This window comes from Bacillus sp. FSL M7-0003, from assembly GCF_038628485.1.
Taxonomy (GTDB): domain Bacteria; phylum Bacillota; class Bacilli; order Bacillales; family Bacillaceae; genus Bacillus; species Bacillus safensis.
The window spans coordinates 866,179-881,279 of the sequence record NZ_CP152024.1 but is presented as its reverse complement, the minus strand read 5'-3'; the positions used below and the strand labels follow the sequence as shown (position 1 = coordinate 881,279).

Sequence of the window (15,101 nt, the reverse complement as noted above, 5' to 3'; positions counted from 1 at the left end):
CAGCTTTTCTTTCAAAGCAACTCAGTTGCTCGTTAGCGACGTTTAATAATATACCATCATAATATTCATGCGTCAATATCTTTTTTCACAAAATATCCTCGATGATAGATTTTTTGTCCCTTTGTCTCAATCGGCTCCACTTGAACAATTCCTTTTTCCACAAAGAAATCAATCATGACGCTAAGGTCAGGCGTGAAATACTTAAGATCAGGATGTGCAAGAAGCTCACCAAAAAGCCATATATCCTTCTGTTCCATGACATGACGCAAATGAGCGGCACCAATTTCTGCTTTTGAATGGATCAAAAAATCATTTGCTAAAAATAAAAGTTCCAAACGTTTATGCAGACTTTCATGGCTTTCAATCAGTTCTGAATAAAGTTTGTATACTTCCGGCTCCATGTGACGCACTTGGTTCCAAACGGTCACTTCTGGGTGGAAGCCTTTATCAATTACTTCAATACGTGCTAAGTGATGCAGGGCATGCACAATGGAATTATATGCATCAAGGAATTGATTTGACTCAAAAAATGCTTTTCCTTCTATATATCTGCGAATGAGCTTGCCATATTCTAAACCGATTTTGAGCTTGCGGTTTGAAAACGGGAATGTACTTAGTTCATCAATTAAGTTGAAGATATATTCATTTCGATCAAACAGGACTTTTCCATTCAAAATCCAATCGATGATTCGGCGGTTAGTACCGAGGGTGATCCATTCCTTTAGTTGATCATCTGTGACAACGTTTAAAGAAGCTGTTTGGTGATCGGATTCATAGTGCTTGATAAATAACGGCTCTTCCGCTTCTTTTACGATGACTAAAAGTGCTGCATCAAAGTTATCCGTTTCAGAAGATACTTTATGTCTTCTTTCTACTATAATCACAGCTAATGTGTCTGGATGGCTTGCTCTCTCTTGATAAATAGGACGGAGAAGATTTTCCATAGTGATTCCTCCAATACTCGGGTGTAAAGTTCTTCTCTAATGCTATGTATTTCTCCTCATAGAATCAAAATTCCTTCAATACATGAAAAAAGATCATTGAATCATTATAAGCAATTTATTCACAAAACTCTATAACTAATTCAAACGGAAAGGTAAAATGTGCTATATTGGAGATAAGGGGGACTAGGGATGGCGAAATACTCCAGTAAGATTAATAAAATCAGAACATTTGCACTTAGTTTGGTTTTTGTTGGCTTTCTGATCATGTATATCGGTGTGTTCTTCAAGGAATCGATCTGGCTGTCGACTTTCTTTATGCTGCTTGGCGTCTTATCGATTGGATTAAGTACAGCCGTTTACTTTTGGATTGGTATGCTTTCTACGAAGGCTGTACGTGTCGTTTGTCCAGGCTGTGAGAAGGAAACAAAAGTGCTTGGGCGTGTGGACATGTGCATGCATTGCAGAGAGCCGCTTACACTTGATCCAGCATTAGAAGGTAAAGAGTTTGATGAATCCTACAATCGAAAAAAGTCATAAAAATAAGCTGACCATTTAAACGGTCAGCTTTTTTCATTAATGATTTTCTTTTTTCGCACATTCTTGACAAGTTCCATAGATCTCCAAGCGATGATGACTGACTTTAAAGCCCGTCACATGGGATGCAAGCTGTTCAACTTCATCAAGGCCAGGATAGTGAAAATCTACGATTTTTCCGCAGTTTTCACAAATCGCATGGTAGTGGTCAGATGTCGCAAAATCAAATCGGCTTGAGGAATCACCATACGTTAATTCCTTTACTAATCCAGATTCCCGGAAGACTCGTAAATTGTTGTAAACCGTTGCGACACTCATGTTTGGAAATTTTCCTTCAAGTGCTTTATATATATCGTCCGCGGTTGGGTGAGTCATAGAATTTACGAGAAACTCCAAGATGGCATGGCGCTGCGGAGTAATTCGAACACCGGTTTCTTTTAGAGCATCTAAAGCGTCTTTTAGTTCGTGAGCAGCCATTTCATCATGCACCTCTCTTCAAAAATATTCTTATATTATAATCTTTATAAATAGTGTACCCCCAGAGCCGAAACTTTGTCAATTACAATCCTCTTTTTTACCTATTCTTCTTTACAAAAAAGACCGGCATGACTGCCGATCTCATCCTGTGAGGATATTAAGCGTGAGCTTTCAATTCCTCAAGTGCTTCCTCTACGTGGTCTTTCACCTTTACTTTTCGCCATTCTTTCACAAGCGTGCCTTCTTTATTAATAAGAAACGTTGAACGCTCGATTCCCATATATTCTTTGCCAAAGTTCTTTCTCAGCTTCCATACCCCAAAGGCTTCAGACAATTTCTGTTCATCGTCTACAAGAAGCAGAAACGGCAAATCATGTTTTTCTTTAAACTTTTGGTGCTTGTCCTGACTGTCTGGGCTTACACCGATAATGACAGCATCTAATTCTGCAAAGCTTTGATGGCGGTCGCGGAAATCACATGCTTCTGTTGTACAGCCTGGTGTCATATCTTTTGGATAGAAATAAAGAACAATATGTTTTCCTTTAAAATCAGAAAGCTTTATTTTCTCCCCGTTGTCACCGGTTAATTCAATGTCAGGTACTTGCTGCCCTACTTCGATTGTCATGACACAATCCCTCCAACCTATTTTTTAATTAGCCTATCCAATTTTGAGAGGATATTCAACTAAGGACGCTTGCATCGGCATGTTAAAATAATGTTAGACGACGTGATACGTTGAGATAGGAGGCTATTTATGAAATTCACAGAATCAGAAAAATTACATCAAGAGGCGCTGGAGCACATTGTTGGAGGTGTCAACAGCCCGTCTCGTTCATATAAGGCAGTAGGCGGCGGTTCACCCGTTGCGATGGAAAGAGGAGAAGGCGCTTATTTTTGGGATGTTGACGGAAACCGCTATATTGACTATCTAGCAGCATACGGTCCAATTATTACAGGACATGCCCACCCGCATATTACAAAAGCCATCACGAAAGCGGCTGAAACAGGTGTCCTTTACGGAACACCAACGAAGCATGAAGTCACTTTTGCTAAAATGCTGAAGGAAGCCATGCCTGCTTTGGACAAAGTTCGTTTTGTCAATTCAGGTACAGAAGCGGTGATGACAACGATTCGAGTGGCACGCGCATATACAGGCAGAACAAAAATCATTAAGTTTGCCGGATGCTATCACGGCCACTCTGATCTTGTGCTTGTGGCAGCAGGCTCTGGTCCTTCCACTTTAGGAACACCTGATTCCGCGGGTGTACCAAAAAGTATCGCCAATGAAGTCATTACCGTTCCATTTAATGATATTGACAGATATAAAGAAGCATTAGATCGCTGGGGTGATGAAGTAGCAGCTGTCCTTGTCGAGCCAATTGTCGGGAACTTCGGCATCGTAGAGCCTAAGGACGGTTTCCTGCAGCAGGTCAATGACCTCACACATGAAAAAGGCGCACTGGTGATTTATGATGAAGTCATTACCGCTTTCCGCTTTATGTATGGCGGTGCACAGGACTTGCTTCAAGTAAAACCTGACCTCACTGCATTAGGAAAAATTATTGGCGGCGGACTTCCTATCGGAGCTTACGGCGGTAAAAAAGAAATTATGGAACAAGTGGCCCCGCTTGGACCAGCCTATCAAGCTGGCACAATGGCAGGAAATCCTGCATCCATTCTTTCAGGTATTGCCTGCTTGGAAGTGTTAAAAGAAGACGGTGTTTACGAGCGTCTTGATCAGCTTGGCGCTATGTTAGAAGAAGGCATTTTAGCCCATGCCAAAAAGCATCAAGTAGATATTACAGTGAATCGCTTAAAAGGAGCGCTCACAATTTATTTCACAACAGAAACGATTGTGAACTACGAGCAGGCTGAAAATACGGATGGCGAAATGTTTGCCCGTTTCTTCAAATTAATGCTCGCCCAAGGCATTAACCTCGCTCCTTCTAAATATGAAGCTTGGTTCTTAACGATCGCACATACTGAAAAAGATATTTCTGAGACGCTAAAAGCAGTAGATCATGCATTTGCACAGCTAAAACAATCATAATGAAGTCCAAAACAGGCGTAAAAACATGCGCCTGTTTTTTTATTTACCAACTCTTGTTTGTCAAAAGCGTGCGAATCTGTTACATTTCTTCTCAATACCTTCTTTAGATGTTTTCATGAACTTTCAAAAATCACTTGAATATTTCGGAAGACCGCTGTATATTACTTAGTTGTTTCATCAAAATATGAATGATAAATGACGAGTGATCATCTATTATCGAAAAGAAAGGAATGCAGGGACAAAACCAATGAAACTTGGAGCCCGTATTTTAAAAACTGGTATTGCCATTGTACTCGCGCTTTACCTGGCAACATGGCTTGGGTTGCCAACGCCCGTCTTCGCGGGAATTGCAGCTGTATTTGCTATCCAGCCATCAATTTATCGATCTTTTTTAACCATTGTTGATCAAGTGCAAGCCAATATTATTGGAGCAGCGCTTGCCATTACGTTCGGTCTGCTTTTTGGCACAGGACCAGTCATTATCGGTTTAACCGCCGTCATGGTCATCGCCATTAATTTAAAGCTGAAAATTGAACACACCATTCCAATTGCACTTGTAACCGTCATTGCGATTTTAGAAAGTGCAGGGGATCATTTCCTTTCCTTTGCCTTAATTCGAACAGCTACTGTGGTGTTAGGAGTTCTTTCTTCATTTTTAGTGAATTTAATCTTCCTGCCGCCAAAGTATGAAACAAAGCTTGTTCATCACATTATGGAAAATACGGAGGAGATTTTAAAATGGATCCGTCTGACCTCCAGACAGTCTACTGATCATTCCACATTAAAGGATGACATCGATCAAATAAAAGAACGCATGATCAAATTAGATCATATTTACTTGTTATACAAAGAGGAACGAAGCTATTTAAAGAAAACCACCTATGTCAAATCAAGAAAGCTTGTTTTGTTCAGACAGGCCATTATGACATCAAATCGTGCTCTGTATTTACTGAAAAAGCTTCATAAATTAGAAAATGAAATTCATTTGATGCCAGAGCATTTCAGGGAAAGCTTAACGGATGAAATTGATTATTTACTGTATTGGCATGAGCGCACCTTGATGAAATTCGTCGGAAAAATGAAGCCGCAGGACGATGAATTTCAAAATGAATGCTCTCTTCGTCTTGAGACGTTAACGAAATCATTTATTCAGCATCAGCAAAACCAAGAAAATGACTTACTCGATTACAACATGCTGAATGTCATGTCCAGCATCATCGAATACCGTGATGAGCTAGAGCATTTAGATACATTGATTACAAGCTTCCAGACGTATCACCCAAAAGATAGTGAAATCGAGACAGAAGAAAAAGAAGCATAAATAGAAAAGACCGATTCCTAGAATCGGTCTTAAATTGTTGACAAAGAGCTAAAATGATCTTGATTTTAGCTCTTTGTCTTCTTTTCAGCGTGACCTGAAAACCTTTGCAGTCTAGGAAGAACGAGTACCGGAGCGGAGCGAATTGAGTATTCGTGAGCACCGGCACGCAGGACTGACACCGAATGTGAGGGTTTGCCCGCGCGCTGAGACCGATTCTGAGAATCGGTCTTATTTTATTTTCTTCATTTTAGGATCTAGTGTGTCTCTTAATCCATCCCCCATCAGGTTAAAGCCTAAAACAGTCAGCATGATCGCTATTCCTGGGAAGATTAATGTCCAAGGGGCTTGAACGAGATAAGGTCTTGCGTCGGCGAGCATTTTCCCCCATTCTGGACTTGGCGCCTGTGCCCCCAATCCTAAAAAGCCTAAAGCGGCTGCCTCAATAATTGCCGTTCCGATCGCTAGCGTCGCCTGTACGATGACCGGCACCATACTATTTGGCAGGATGTGGCGCAGAACGATGCGGCGGTGTGACATCCCCACCGCCTTTGCTGCCAGCACGTATTCTTCTTGTTTAATACTCAGCACTTTTGAACGAACGAGCCGTCCAAAGGTTGGGACATTAATAATCGCAATGGCAATAAGGGCATTTTGTAAGGAGGGGCCTAGGATGGAGACAATAGCAATCGCTAATAGAATGCTAGGAAAAGCAAGTAAAATATCAAACAATCTGGAGATCACAGCATCTAACACTCTTCCGCCATAGCCTGCTATCAATCCAAGCAGTGTGCCTAAAATGACAGACCCGAGGACCGAGAAAAAACCGACCCATAAGGAAATCCGTGCTCCATGCACAACTCTTGAAAATATATCTCTGCCGAAATCATCCGTACCAAACCAGTGTGCAGCTGAAGGGGCACTAAATCGCTCACCGAGTGATTGTTCATTGATTCCATAAGGAGCAATGAGCGGTGCAAAGATCGCTAGGATCAGAAATAAAAAGACAATCACACTGCCAATGACCGCCAGCTTATGCTGAAAGAACTGCTTCATCGATTCAAGAATCAATGATTGAGAGCGTTCATCTTTTGGCTGAGGTGGTTCAAGCTCTTTTTGTGCTTCCATATTGTCACTCTCCCTCTCTAATATTTAATCCTTGGATCAATGACCGCATACAAGATGTCCACAATGAAATTGATCAGGACAAATATAAGCGCAACGACGAGAATACCTGTTTGAATGACTGGGTAATCACGATAACTGATGGCGTCATATATATACCGCCCGATTCCCGGCCAAGCAAAAATGGTTTCTGTTAAAATCGCTCCACCAAGCAAGAGGCCCGTCTGAAGACCAATAATCGTCAAGATCGGAATGAGCGCATTTTTCAGGCCATGCTGATAAATGATAAAAAATGAACGTACTCCTTTTGCTTTTGCTGTTCGAATAAAGTCGGAATGAAGCACTTCCAGCATACTTGCCCTTGTAATTCTCGCAATAATCGCAGCAGGAATTGTGGCGAGTGCTGTACTTGGTAAGATCAAATGCTTGATGCTGTCAGCGAATTGATCAAACCGGCCCTGCAAAAGCGTGTCCAGTGTATGGATATACGTGATCGACTCGACTGGATTCCTTACGTCTTCTCGGCCCGTTGTCGGCAAAATACCTAATTCGATCGAGAACAGCCACTGCCCCATTAAGCCTAACCAGAAAATTGGCATGGACACTCCGATGAGTGCAATAAACATCGCGGCATAATCAAAGAAAGAATGCTTAAACCAAGCACTAATGATTCCAGCATTCACTCCCACGACAATCGCCAGCACCATGGCAAAAAAGGTCAATTCTAACGTCGCAAATAAGTAGGGCTTCATTTCCTGGGCAATAGCCGCTCCTGTTCGAATGGAAGTCCCTAAATCCCCTTTTAAAAGGCCAAGCATATAATGACCGTATTGAACGTACCATGGCTGATCTAAACCGAGCTGGATCGTTAATTGTTCTACAGCCTCTTTCGTTGCCCGCTGTCCTAAGATGACCTGCGCTGGATTTCCAGGTATAAAACGAATAATTGAAAACACGACCAATGTCATTCCGATCAGTACTGGGATGAGCATTCCTGCCCGCTTCATACAATAAGCAAACAAACAGCTTTCACCGCCTTTATCTTTGTTTGATAAGGGAGATACATGATCTCCCTTATTTGCTTATTCGAAATACACGTCAGTTAAAGCTTCTGAACCAGTTGGATGCGGCTGATAGCCTTTTAAATCATTAGAAGCGGCAAGCATTGGAATCGAATGCACCAATGGAATCCAAGGCGCTTCGTCATGAATGATTTCCTGCGCTTTTTTATACAGCTCATTTCGTTTCTTTTGATCTGTGTCTGTTTGCGCTTCAATGAGAATGTCATGCATTTTATCGTTTTCGAAGAATGTATAGTTGTTACCGCCAATGCTGTCTTTGTCCAGCAGTGTGTAAATGAAATTATCAGGATCGCCATTGTCCCCTGTCCAGCCTAATAAGAACACATCTGCTTCCCCTTTACTTGCTTTATCTAAATAGGTCGCCCAGTCATATGTCACAATTTCTGCTTTGACGCCTACTTTTTCAAAATTTGACTGAATGACTTCTGCTACCTTCATCCCATCTGGCATGTATGGACGTGGTACAGGCATCGCCCAAAGCTTGATGCGAAATCCGTCAGGGAAGCCTGCTTCTTTTAATAGTTCTTTCGCTTTTTCTGGATCATACGGATATGGCTCAATGTCGTCATTGTAGCCTTCTAAAGCTGGCGGCAATGGATTTTTTGCTGGCTCAGCAAGTCCGCCATAAAATGACTCAATAATCGATTCTTTATCGACCGCATAATTGAGTGCCTGACGAACCAGCTTGTTATCAAGCGGCTTTCTTGTGACGGTCAGTCCGATATAGCCTACGTTCATCGATGGTCTTTCAATAAGCTGGAGTGCTTTGTCGGTTTTAATGCCATCTAAATCTGACGGATTCACGCCATCCATTAAGTCGATCTCGCCTGTTTTAAGGGCATTTAAACGAGCAGAGTTTTCTGGAATGGAGCGGAAGATGATTTGATTCAGCTTTGGTTTATCCTTCTGCCAATAATCCTCGTTTTTTTCTAACACGATACGGTCGTTTTGCTTCCACTCTTTAAACTTAAATGGTCCTGTCCCCACTGGATTTTCTCTAAATGAATCGCCGCTTTTTTCAACTGCGGCTGGACTGGCGATGCCAAATGGTGACATGGCGATGTTTTTGAGGAATGTCGCCTGCGGGCGCTTTAGCTGAAATTCAATTTCATGCTCGCCTTTGACGATGATGTCTTTAATGACATGCCCTTTATCTTTTTTATAGCCGCCAAACATACCATAGTAAGGAAACTTTTCTGCGTCTCCATTCATCCAGCGCTCAAAATTGAATTTCACTGCTTCTGCGTTAAAGTCTGTACCATCGTGGAATTTCACACCTTTTCTTAAGTAGAACGTGTATGATTTTCCGTCCTTTGCAACATCCCATTCTGTTGCGAGGCCAGGATGGATGGTCGTGTCTTTCTCACCGTAATTCAAAAGCTTTTCAAATATATTCTCTGTGACCTTGAAGGTTTCGCCTTCTGTCGTTGTAATTGGATCTAGTGAAGTGGAATCCCCCCCTCTGCCAAATACGAGGGTATCTTTTGTAGCCTTTTCTTCTGATGTCGGCGAAGACGAGCATCCGCCTAAAAAGAGCGCCAGTGCCAGCACAAAAATGAAACTACTGAATAACCATGTCTTCTTCATTGTGTTCCTCCTTTTGATATAAATAACACGCGGCCGCGTGCCCCGGTGCCTCCTCATACAAAGCAGGAACTGCTTTCAGGCATTTCTCCCATCTTTTTGGACACCTTTTGTAGAAAGGACAGCCGCCGCGTTCCGTCATTGTGGTTTCTTCTGCTGCCACATCTTGCGCCTCTAGTACGTGATCCATATGTGGAATGGATTTCAGAAGCAGCGATGTATAGGGATGAAGCGGGCTGTGAAACACCTCTTCGGCAGGCCCCATCTCCACAATGCGCCCAGCATACATGACGGCGATCCGGTCACTCATATATCTGACAACCCCAAGGTCGTGAGAAATAAACAAATACGTCAGAGAAAGCGTCTTTTGCAATTCAAGCATCAAATTCAAAATTTGCGCTTGAACGGATACATCTAAAGCCGAAACTGGTTCATCGGCAATGACAAGACTTGGGTGCGTAATAAGTGCTCTTGCGATACCGATACGCTGCCTTTGTCCGCCGCTGAATTGATGCGCATAACGTTCCCCGTAGGAAGGATCAAATCCAACAATGTGCAGCATCTCTTTTACCCGTTTCCGTCTTTCTGCTTTCGTCCCATGCTGATGGACAATCAGCGGTTCCTCTAAAATATCTTTGATTTTCATTCTCGGATTTAAAGAAGCATATGGATCTTGAAAGATCATTTGAATATCTTTTCTTAAGGAACGCATGTCTCGTTCTTTTAGAAGGGTGATCTCCTGCCCTTTTAATTGAATAGAACCTGACGTCGGTTCAGTCAATCTCATTAGGCTTTTGCCAAGTGTTGATTTACCGCAGCCTGATTCACCAACAATGCCAAGCGTTTCTCCTTCCTTCACGTGAAAGGACACTTGATTTAAAGCCAAAGTCGATTGTTTATGTTTAGAAAAAAAAGCGGCTGTGTCATACCGTTTTGTCAGCTGATTCACTTGCAAGAGTGGGTGACTCAGTGTCTTCTCCTCCTTCCATTAGAAAACATGCCACGCGGTGATTCTGTTCAATGGATTGTAAGGCTGGATCTTTTTCAAGACATTGCGCCATTTGATATGGGCAGCGTGGTGCAAATTGACAGCCGGACCGGATGGCTCCTGGCTTAGGCACATGACCTGCAATAGAGATGAGTTTTTCTTTTTTCTCTTTAAACGATGGAACTGAGGCGAAAAGACCTTTCGTGTAGGGATGCAGAGGTTTTTGAAAAATACGGTCAACGGTTCCTTCTTCTACAATTCGACCGGCATACATAATCATGACTCGCTGGCATATTTGCCGCACGACACCTAGATCATGGGTAATAAATAAAATAGCAGTGTCCATTTCTTCGTTCAGCTTTTTGAGCAGACGAAGGATTTGCGCTTGGATGGTTACATCAAGTGCAGTTGTCGGTTCATCAGCGATCATGAGCTTTGGGTGACAAAGCATTGCCATCGCAATCATGACTCGCTGGCGCATACCGCCTGATAATTCGTGTGGATATTTTTTAAGTAACGATTCCGCTTGCTTCAACCCAACTGTTTCAAGAAGATCAACTGCCTTCGCTTTTGCTTCTTTCTGACCGATTGCTTGATGTGTGAAAAGGGCTTCCGTCATTTGTTTGCCGATGGGCATTAATGGGTTCAGAGAGGTCATGGGCTCTTGGAAAATCATCGAAATGTCATTTCCTCTTATCTCTCGCCACTCTTTCTCTGAAAGTGACAGCAGATTTTGCCCTTCGAAGTGAACCTCGCCCGTTGTATCGGTTTGCTGATTCAATCCCATTAATGACATGCTTGTGATACTTTTCCCGCAGCCAGATTCGCCCACAATCCCTAACGTTTCTCCTTTTTGAATCGAGAACGATATGTGATGGACGATGGGCACTTTTTGCTTTTTCTGCTGAAACGCAATGGACAGCTGTTTGACATCTAGTAGCACGTCTTGTTCTTTCACATATTCACCACCCCGTCATACTTTTTAAAATTGTATTGAGACAAGCTGGGAAATATGTCATGTTTTTGACAACATAAAAAAGCCTATCCGCTAGAATCGGATAGGCTTCTACTAATTTAATGTTTGAATGGTAAATAAATGACGATAGTGGCTGTCTTGATTCATTAATTCTTCGTGTGTTCCTTTTTCCACTATTTCGCCTTGTTCCATGACCACAATTTGGTCAGCGTGTGTAATGGTTGATAATCGGTGTGCGACAATAAAAGTTGTGCGATCCTTCGCCAGCTTTTGCATCGCTTCTTGAATGTAATGCTCACTTTCTAAATCAAGTGCGGACGTCGCTTCGTCTAAAATCAAAAGCGGTGGATTTTTAAGAAATACCCTTGCAATGGAAATCCGCTGTTTTTGTCCGCCTGACAGCTTCACGCCCCGTTCTCCTACTTTCGTGTCATATCCTTCAGGAAGAGACATAATAAAATCATGGGCGTTTGCCGCTTTTGCAGCCGACACGATTTTTTCAAAAGATGCTTCTGGGTCACCAACCGCAATATTTTCTTTAATCGTGTCACTGAATAGGAATGTATCCTGCAGCACCATCCCGACTTGATTTCGAAGACTTCTTGCTTTGTACTCTTTGATATCAATGCCGTCAATTTCAAGTGACCCGTTCGTGACATCATAAAACCTTGGAATTAAGCTGACGAGTGTCGACTTTCCTCCACCGCTCATTCCTACAAGGGCAACTGTTTGTCCTTTTTCTACTTTCAAGGAGATATTGTGCAGAATCTCTTCCTGCGTGTGTTCATACCGAAACGACACATTTTTAAACTCTACCTCTCCTTTTAAATGATTGGCTTCTTTTGCATTCGGCCGGTCTGTGACCTCATATGGCTCATCAATAAACTCAAAGATCCGATCCATTGATGCAACGGACTGAGTTAACGTCGTGGATGAGTTAATGAGACGGCGAATCGGATTGTACATCCGGTCAATATAGCCGACAAAGGCGATCATGGTTCCGATCGACAGCGATCCGTTAATTACTGTATAACCCGCAAATGCAATGATTAATAGCGGTGCAATGTCAGTGATGGTATTGACGACAGCAAATGTTTTGGCGTTCCAATTCGTATGGTTGATTGCTTTGTTTAAGAAATTTTTGTTTTCATCATGAAAATTCTCTTGTTCATATTCTTCAATCGCAAAGCTGCGAATGACCGGCATTCCTTGTACCCGCTCATGCAGGTGCCCTTGCACTTCAGCCAGCGCCTGTGACCGCTCTTTTGTCAGCTTACGAAGCCGTCCGTAAAAATACTTTACTGCAAACGCGTATAGCGGAAAAATAATGACAGACACGATGGTGAGCTTCAGATCCAGTGTACACATAATAGCGATCACGATCAGTACAGTCATCATATCCAGCCAAATGTTCATGAGACCTGTGATGACAAATTCCTTTGTCTGCTCCACATCGTTGATCACTCTTGAAATAATTTCTCCTGTTCTCGTGTTGGCATAATAACGAAGACTTAGCTTTTGAATATGCGAGAACAGCTTCTCCCGAATATCAAATAATACCTTACTGCCTGTCCACTGTGCGTAGTATTGTCTATAGTATTCAACAGGCGGCCTCAACACTAAAAATAATACGAGCATGATTCCCATTATGATCAGTAGAGTTGATGTCTTTTCTTCAGCTGACCCCGAGCCTTGAATGACATCATCAATGACGTACTTTAAAAGCAGAGGCAAGGTTAAGGGAATCGAGAACTTAATCATTCCGATGACCATTGTCAATGCAATCTGTTTTTTATACGGTGTTACAAAAGCCATGTAGCGTTTAATGACCCCCATGTAAATCTCCTTCCCAATCTATCAGTGCCTCTTATCCGTACGCAGTCAAAAACCTGTTAGCCTAAAAAGCCAAACAGGTTTTTGGATGCTCTTGCTTATTTTGTATAATGTAAAAAACGTTCATACCACATATCCACAAATTCAGGAGCAAACGGACCTTTCCGCTGGTGAATCCAATGAAGTAATGTATTCAGATGCTCTCTTAAGATACTATCGATTTCTTTTGGATAATTCATCTGCCTCTTATGATCTGCATATTCGTCCTCATCCAAAATATTGTACGTCATGTCTGGAAAGACTTTGACGTCTAAATCGTAATCAATATACTTAATTGCCTCATCATCTGTCGCAAAAGGAGAGCTGATGTTGCAGTAGTAATATACCCCATCATCTCTAAGCATCCCAATTACATTAAACCATTGTTTTGCATGGAAATAGCAAATAGCCGGTTCTCTCGTCATCCAAGTACGGCCGTCGGATTCAGTCACCATTGTACGGTCGTTTGCACCAATGATACACAATTCCGTTGCTTTCAGAATGGTGGTTTCATTCCAAATCCTGTGGATCAAGCCATTATGTTTATAGCTTTGAATTTGGATGGTTTCTCCTTCCTTGGGATAGCCCATATTTTCTCCCCTACTTTCTATAACAAACAAACCTAACAGTCCAAAGACCTAATTTCCCAACTAAACATGTCTCTATTATATTATACCGTTACATCATTAAAAAATGAAATGAAAAAGCCATTCAACCCAATTGAACGGCACACTGACTTACATCACGCTAGAACTCTTTTCGATCTGTTTATATGAGTTGATGACCTCTTCTGTCTGTTTTGTAAACAAGGTTTGCACTTTTTGCAGTTCCTCACGTTTCTGTTTGATCTGATCACAAAGCTTATGCCACTCTTCTTTTTTTTCATCCTGCAGCAATTGTTTTTCTGTTTCTAAGCATAGATCGAGTTCTCCCTGCACATCGAGCAGCTGATCCATGAGCTGCATTTGTTCTTTTACAAGCTGATCGAAATCAGACATCTAACTCCTCCCTTTTCATCGAATCCACTTTTTGTCTGTATACCATTTCTTGAAAGAAGGAAGAAATCCTTTGACTGTTTATGTAGAGGTTTTACAGGTTTTGTCGGATGGTGGTGAGAGGCAAAAAGAAAAGCACTTCATTCGTATATGAAGTGCTTTCCTTTGTTTCAGTGATTAGCTGTTTTGTTGTTTGTTTTGCTCAGCTTTTTGGTTGTATTTTTTTACTTGCTGTGCGTCAGTCTCACTAGCAAATTCAGTACCAAATTGACCGCCTTGTGCAGAAGCTTGGTTTTGTTTCTTTACTTGTTGCGCGTTTGTTTTGTTTTGTTGTTGATCCATCATTATCACCTCCACGCACATTAATTTGTGCAGAAGGTGTACATCCTATTCATGATTTTTTTAAACAAGCAAAGAACGTCCGCCATCCACAATAATCGTCTGGCCTCTAATCATGTCTGCTTTGCCTGATACAAGGAATTCCACGCTGTCGACCATGTCTTTAATTTCCACCATTCGGCCGGCAGGTGTATTTTTCTTCGCATCTTCTAAAAGCTCTTCACGGTTCGGGAAGTGCTTGAGTGCATCGGTATCGATCGCGCCGCCTGATACAGCGTTGACGACGATATTTTTTTGTGAAAGCTCAACAGAAAGGTAACGTGTTAAAGCTTCTAGTGCTGCTTTTGATACGCCGACTACTGTGTAATTTTCAAGGTAGCGAATAGAGCCAAGAGAGCTAATGCTGACGATATGTCCGCCGCCGTTTTTCTCCATTAGTTTTGCCGCTTCTTGTCCGCAGAATAACAAGGCTTTCGCATTGATATTCATCGTCCAGTCCCAATGATTTTCTTCAAGGTCCATAATGGGACGCTGAACACCTGATGCCGCATTGTTTACAAATACATCTAAACGGCCAAAGGTTTCGTCAATTTGCTGAAACATGTCTTTGATTTTCTCAGGCTGGCCTACATTGGCTTTAACAACCAATGTTTTGACACCCATCGCTTCAATTTCTTCCGCTGTTTCAAGTGCGGCTTTTTTGCTTCTCGCATAGTTAATGACAATGTCATATCCTTTTTCAGCGAGGCGAAGGGCTACTTCTTTCCCTACTCCTCTGCTGCTTCCTGTAATTAATGCACATTTACGTTGACTCATT

15 protein-coding genes and 1 pseudogene are annotated in these 15,101 nt (G+C 42.1%); 3 read left to right on the top strand and 13 right to left on the bottom strand.

The features are described from left to right. Positions 1-65 precede the first annotated feature (65 nt). On the bottom strand, positions 66-944 hold the full coding sequence (locus MHI23_RS04345; protein ID WP_024425790.1) for a nucleotidyltransferase-like protein: 879 nt from the start codon (positions 942-944) through the stop codon (positions 66-68). 189 nt (positions 945-1,133) lie between these two features. On the opposite strand from MHI23_RS04345, the gene MHI23_RS04340 reads away from it, so the two are divergent. Next, positions 1,134-1,481 (top strand): YgzB family protein, encoded by a 348-nt coding sequence (locus tag MHI23_RS04340; RefSeq protein WP_024425201.1) that lies wholly within the window; start codon positions 1,134-1,136, stop codon positions 1,479-1,481. A gap of 36 nt (positions 1,482-1,517) precedes the next feature. Here the strand turns inward: MHI23_RS04340 and perR are convergent, their stop codons facing one another. Together perR and bcp are read right to left on the bottom strand one after the other, a co-directional pair. Then, the gene (perR, locus tag MHI23_RS04335; RefSeq protein WP_012009347.1) at positions 1,518-1,955 is read right to left on the bottom strand and encodes a peroxide-responsive transcriptional repressor PerR; all 438 of its coding nucleotides are present in this window, start codon (positions 1,953-1,955) and stop codon (positions 1,518-1,520) included. Between the two features lie 157 nt (positions 1,956-2,112). Further along, positions 2,113-2,580, bottom strand: coding sequence for a thioredoxin-dependent thiol peroxidase (gene bcp / locus MHI23_RS04330; RefSeq protein WP_342492328.1), 468 nt, complete (start codon positions 2,578-2,580; stop codon positions 2,113-2,115). A 129-nt stretch (positions 2,581-2,709) separates the two neighbouring features. Between bcp and MHI23_RS04325 the strand changes: the two genes are divergently transcribed. Beyond that, positions 2,710-4,005, top strand: a complete 1,296-nt coding sequence (locus tag MHI23_RS04325) for a glutamate-1-semialdehyde 2,1-aminomutase (RefSeq protein ID WP_342492327.1) — start codon at positions 2,710-2,712, stop codon at positions 4,003-4,005. 247 nt (positions 4,006-4,252) lie between these two features. Then, on the top strand, positions 4,253-5,326 hold the full coding sequence (locus tag MHI23_RS04320; protein ID WP_024425203.1) for an aromatic acid exporter family protein: 1,074 nt from the start codon (positions 4,253-4,255) through the stop codon (positions 5,324-5,326). A 228-nt stretch (positions 5,327-5,554) separates the two neighbouring features. Here the strand turns inward: MHI23_RS04320 and MHI23_RS04315 are convergent, their stop codons facing one another. From MHI23_RS04315 to fabL, 10 genes and pseudogenes are all read right to left on the bottom strand, one after another. Next, on the bottom strand, positions 5,555-6,451 hold the full coding sequence (locus MHI23_RS04315; RefSeq protein ID WP_125587596.1) for an ABC transporter permease: 897 nt from the start codon (positions 6,449-6,451) through the stop codon (positions 5,555-5,557). A gap of 17 nt (positions 6,452-6,468) precedes the next feature. Continuing rightward, complete coding sequence (locus MHI23_RS04310) at positions 6,469-7,470, bottom strand: ABC transporter permease (RefSeq protein WP_024425205.1); 1,002 nt, start codon at positions 7,468-7,470, stop codon at positions 6,469-6,471. Positions 7,471-7,530: 60 nt separating this feature from the next. Continuing rightward, complete coding sequence (locus tag MHI23_RS04305) at positions 7,531-9,117, bottom strand: ABC transporter substrate-binding protein (protein ID WP_070326745.1); 1,587 nt, start codon at positions 9,115-9,117, stop codon at positions 7,531-7,533. Then, positions 9,092-10,069, bottom strand: coding sequence for an ABC transporter ATP-binding protein (locus tag MHI23_RS04300; RefSeq protein ID WP_125587599.1), 978 nt, complete (start codon positions 10,067-10,069; stop codon positions 9,092-9,094). The genes MHI23_RS04305 and MHI23_RS04300 overlap by 26 nt, the downstream gene beginning before the upstream one ends. Continuing rightward, on the bottom strand, positions 10,038-11,060 hold the full coding sequence (locus MHI23_RS04295; protein WP_135033160.1) for an ABC transporter ATP-binding protein: 1,023 nt from the start codon (positions 11,058-11,060) through the stop codon (positions 10,038-10,040). The genes MHI23_RS04300 and MHI23_RS04295 overlap by 32 nt, the downstream gene beginning before the upstream one ends. A 111-nt stretch (positions 11,061-11,171) precedes the next feature. Continuing rightward, positions 11,172-12,914 carry an ABC transporter ATP-binding protein gene (locus MHI23_RS04290; protein ID WP_025093468.1) on the bottom strand — a complete coding sequence of 581 codons (1,743 nt, stop codon included), beginning with the start codon at positions 12,912-12,914 and terminating at the stop codon, positions 11,172-11,174. 95 nt (positions 12,915-13,009) lie between these two features. After that, positions 13,010-13,540, bottom strand: a complete 531-nt coding sequence (locus MHI23_RS04285; protein ID WP_024425209.1) for a DUF402 domain-containing protein — start codon at positions 13,538-13,540, stop codon at positions 13,010-13,012. 147 nt (positions 13,541-13,687) lie between these two features. Then, positions 13,688-13,948 (bottom strand): YgaB family protein, encoded by a 261-nt coding sequence (locus MHI23_RS04280; protein WP_234107686.1) that lies wholly within the window; start codon positions 13,946-13,948, stop codon positions 13,688-13,690. 174 nt (positions 13,949-14,122) lie between these two features. Beyond that, positions 14,123-14,272: pseudogene (locus MHI23_RS04275) on the bottom strand (gamma-type small acid-soluble spore protein); the annotation flags it as partial. Positions 14,273-14,347: 75 nt separating this feature from the next. Then, positions 14,348-15,100 carry an enoyl-[acyl-carrier-protein] reductase FabL gene (gene fabL / locus MHI23_RS04270; RefSeq protein WP_024425211.1) on the bottom strand — a complete coding sequence of 251 codons (753 nt, stop codon included), beginning with the start codon at positions 15,098-15,100 and terminating at the stop codon, positions 14,348-14,350. Position 15,101: the final 1 nt, after the last annotated feature.